Origin of the sequence: Bradyrhizobium altum, assembly GCF_020889705.1 — a bacterium.
Lineage (GTDB): Bacteria > Pseudomonadota > Alphaproteobacteria > Rhizobiales > Xanthobacteraceae > Bradyrhizobium > Bradyrhizobium altum.
On record NZ_JACMYP010000457.1, the window covers coordinates 1 to 3520 of the forward strand.

Here is a 3520-nt window from a genome sequence, read left to right on the forward strand (position 1 = left end):
CACCGGACGCGCCGCCGACCGCCGCGCCACCACCGCCCGCCCCTCCGCCGGGCAACGCCGCCGAGCAGCACGACAATCCCGCGATGAACGACGTGCTGCGGCAGCTGTTCAACCGCTGAATATTCCCGGATATCCCCCGCCAGAATGCAGGGCTAACCATGCGACGGGAGGCCCCGCTTTGCCCGTCCGATCCGTGCTAAACAGCAGCGATACAGTGCGCACCCGACTGATTGGAGGGGAACGGACGAGGCTGCATGAACGGGGCTACGGACAAGGGCAAGAACTGGTTCCTGCGCGGCGGCCTGTTCGCCAAATACGTCCTCGCGCTGGTCGGCCTCGTCGTGTTCGTGCTCGCGGTCAACGGCGCGCTCGAGACCTGGATCAGCTATCGCGGCATCAGGAGCACGCTGACCGACGCGATGAGCGAGAAGGCGGACGCCACCGCCAAGCGCATCGAGCAATCGATCGCCGATCTCGAGCGGCAGATCTCCTGGGTGACCCGCGCCTCCTCCAACACCATCGAGCTGCGCCGCGCCGATTATGCCCAGCTGCTCGGCCAGGTGCCGGCGGTGAACCAGCTCACCCTGATCAACGGCCAGGGCCGCGAGGTGCTGCGGCTGTCGCGCCAGACCTACACGCTGAATTCCAACGCCGACTTCTCCCGCGACCTCCGCTTCACCGAGGCGATCGAGCGCGGCACCGCCTACGCGCCGGCGTACTTTCGCGACGAGCGGCCCTATATGTCGATCGGCGAGCAGCATTCCGGCTTCAATGCCGGCGTCACCGTGGCCGAGATCGACCTGCGCTTCCTTAACGACTATTTCGGCGATTCCCAGGTCGGCCGCACGGCCTACGCCTATCTTGTCGACGCCAAGGGCCGCGTGCTCGCGAGCTCGTCGAAGGGCCCCGAGATCGGCAAGGACCTCGCCGCGCTGCCGCAGGTCGCCGCGGTACTGTCGCCGAGCGGCCGACGGATCGCCTCCGGCAAGGACGTCGACGGCAACGCGGTGCTGACGACCGCAACATCAGCGCCGGACCTCGGCTGGCACGTCTTTGTCGAGCAGCCGACCGCGCAGGCGCTCTCCCCGATCCGCGATCAGCTGGTGCGCATCGCGCTGCTGATCGCGCTCGGCCTCGTGGTCGCGATCATCGCCGGCACGATTTTGGCGCGGCGCATGCTGGTGCCGATCACCGCACTGCGCACCGGCGCGCGGCGGTTAGGGGCCGGCGACTTCGGCCACCGCATCGAGGTAAAGACCGCGGATGAGCTGGAGGAGCTCGCCGGGCAATTCAACAGCATGGCCTCGCAGCTTGCCGAGACCTATTCCGGTCTCGAAGGCAAGGTGAAGGAACGCACCCGCGACCTCGCGCAATCGATCAACGAGCTGAAGGTGCTGGAGGAGGTCGGCCGCGCGGTGGCGTCCTCGCTCGACCTCAACGCCGTGCTGCCGACAGTCGCCGCCCGCGCGCTCGAGATCACCCATGCCGATGCCGTGCTGATCTATGGCTATGACGCGACGAGCCGCAGCTTCAACCTGACGCAATCGATCGGCATCGACGCCGAAGCCGAGGGCCATCACCGCGCGATCGACGCCGCGAACAGCCCGCTCGCCGAGGCCGCGACGAAGGGCGAGCCACTGGCGTTTTCCGATCTCGCCACTAGAGCGTTTTCAAGCGAAGTGGATACCGGTTCGCGTGAAGAAAACGCGTTAGAACAAGAATCCAGTCCCGATCATCCGCTGCGCGATGTCGTGGTCGGCGCCGGCTTCCACTCCGTGCTCGTGGTGCCGCTGGTCGACCAGCAGGGCGTGCTCGGCTCGCTGGTGGTGCTGCGCAAGGCGGCCGGCGATTTCCCCGCGAGCCTGATCGGCCTGATGAAGACTTTTGCGCACCAGGCCGTGCTGGCGATGCGCAATGCGCGGCTGTTCACTGAAGTGGACCAGAAGAGCCACGCGCTGGAGCAGGCCAATTCCACCGTGCGCGAACAGTCCGACAAGCTGCGCGAGCAAACCGAGCAGCTCAAGGACTGGAACAAGTCGCTGGAGCAGCGGGTCGAGACCCAGCTCGGCGAGATCGAGCGCATCCGCCGGCTCGAGCGCTTCCTGGCGCCGCAGGTGGCGCAGCTGATCGCCTCCTCCGACAATCCCGAGGGCCTGCTCGACAGCCACCGGCGCGAGGTCACGGTCGTGTTCTGCGATCTGCGCGGCTTCACCGCCTTCACCGAGGCGACCGAGCCGGAAGAGGCGATGAACGTGCTGCGCGAATATCACGCCGCGCTCGGCAAGCTGATCTTCAAGTATGAGGGCACGCTCGACAAATATGCCGGCGACGGCGTGATGATCCTGTTCAACGCGCCGATCCAGCTCGCCGACCACACCGCGCGCGCCGTGCGGATGGCGGTGGAGATGCGCGACACGGTCGGCCCCCTGACCGAGAAGTGGCGCAACCGCGGGCATAGCCTGGGCTTCGGCATCGGCATCGCGCTCGGCTATGCCACGCTCGGCCAGGTCGGCTTCGAGCAGCGGCTGGAATATGCCGCGATCGGCAGCGTCACCAACCTCGCCTCCCGCCTGTGCGGCGAGGCCAAGGCCGGCCAGATCGTGGTGAGCCGCCGCGTCTACGGCATGGTCGAGCCCCATGTCGAAGGCCGCGCCATCGACGACCTCGTGCTGAAGGGTTTTAATCACCCGATCCTGGCCGCGGAGATTTTGCGCTGGAAGGGCGAGCCGAGCGCGGAAGCGGCGGCGGAGTGATCCGCGCTCCCTCCATTCCGTCAGATCCGAGCGGGAACCCGCTACCGCCCGAACCTTGCATTCGCGCGGAAAGTGTGTATATTGGGGCCATTCGATTAGCCGTTGCGCCTTGTTGAATGGTCAGAACGGCCCTCCTCCAAAGACATCGTCAGTTGAATGGATGGCGCGCGATTCTGCGCAACACATGCGCAAACGCGCAATTTGGAGAAGAGAAGATGGCGACAGGTACTGTGAAGTGGTTCAACGGCCAGAAGGGCTTTGGTTTCATCGAGCCGAGCGACGGCAGCAAGGATGTGTTCGTTCACATCAGCGCAGTCGAGCGTGCCGGTCTGACTGGCCTGGCTGAAGGCCAGAAGGTCTCGTTCGAGCTGAAGACCGACAAGATGCGCGGCAAGACCAGCGCCGAGAATCTTCAGATCGTCTGAGTTTTTTACTTGGGCATGATTTCCGCGCAAACGCGTTCCGCGTTTGTCGCGATCATGCCGGTTCGTCATTCCACGGATGTACTGGGATGACGTTGCGGCCCGCTCGATCCCCCCGGATTGGGCGGGTTTTAGCATGTCTTGTTGCGCGTGATCCCAAAGCACGCTGCATCGCGTCGTTCCGTGCAACAGACGCGAAGCGATCGCAGAGGGATGATGCCTTGGAGAGATTGCCGATGACCGCCAGGAAGCCCACGCCATCGCCCGCGAGCCTCGCCAGGGCCGACCGCCAGCGGCTGGCGGCCGAGGAAGGCGCGCGCGCCATCGCCGAAGTCGAGCGCGACG

Annotated in this window: 2 protein-coding genes; both read left to right on the forward strand. The window is 65.7% G+C overall.

Going from position 1 to position 3520, the window contains the following annotated elements; translation table 11 throughout:
- The first annotated feature begins 254 nt into the window (after positions 1-254).
- On the forward strand, positions 255-2753 hold the full coding sequence (locus H8B02_RS46120; RefSeq protein WP_229172344.1) for an adenylate/guanylate cyclase domain-containing protein: 2499 nt from the start codon (positions 255-257) through the stop codon (positions 2751-2753).
- 215 nt (positions 2754-2968) lie between these two features.
- On the forward strand, positions 2969-3178 hold the full coding sequence (locus H8B02_RS46125) for a cold-shock protein (protein WP_029084280.1): 210 nt from the start codon (positions 2969-2971) through the stop codon (positions 3176-3178).
- The last annotated feature ends 342 nt before the right edge of the window (positions 3179-3520 follow it).

What these genes read in the sequence shown, in the direction of transcription:
- H8B02_RS46120 (WP_229172344.1), top strand. Translation starts at nt 255, where the DNA reads ATGAACGGGGCTACGGACAAGGGCAAGAACTGGTTCCTGCGCGGCGGC.
- H8B02_RS46125 (WP_029084280.1), top strand. Translation starts at nt 2,969, where the DNA reads ATGGCGACAGGTACTGTGAAGTGGTTCAACGGCCAGAAGGGCTTTGGT.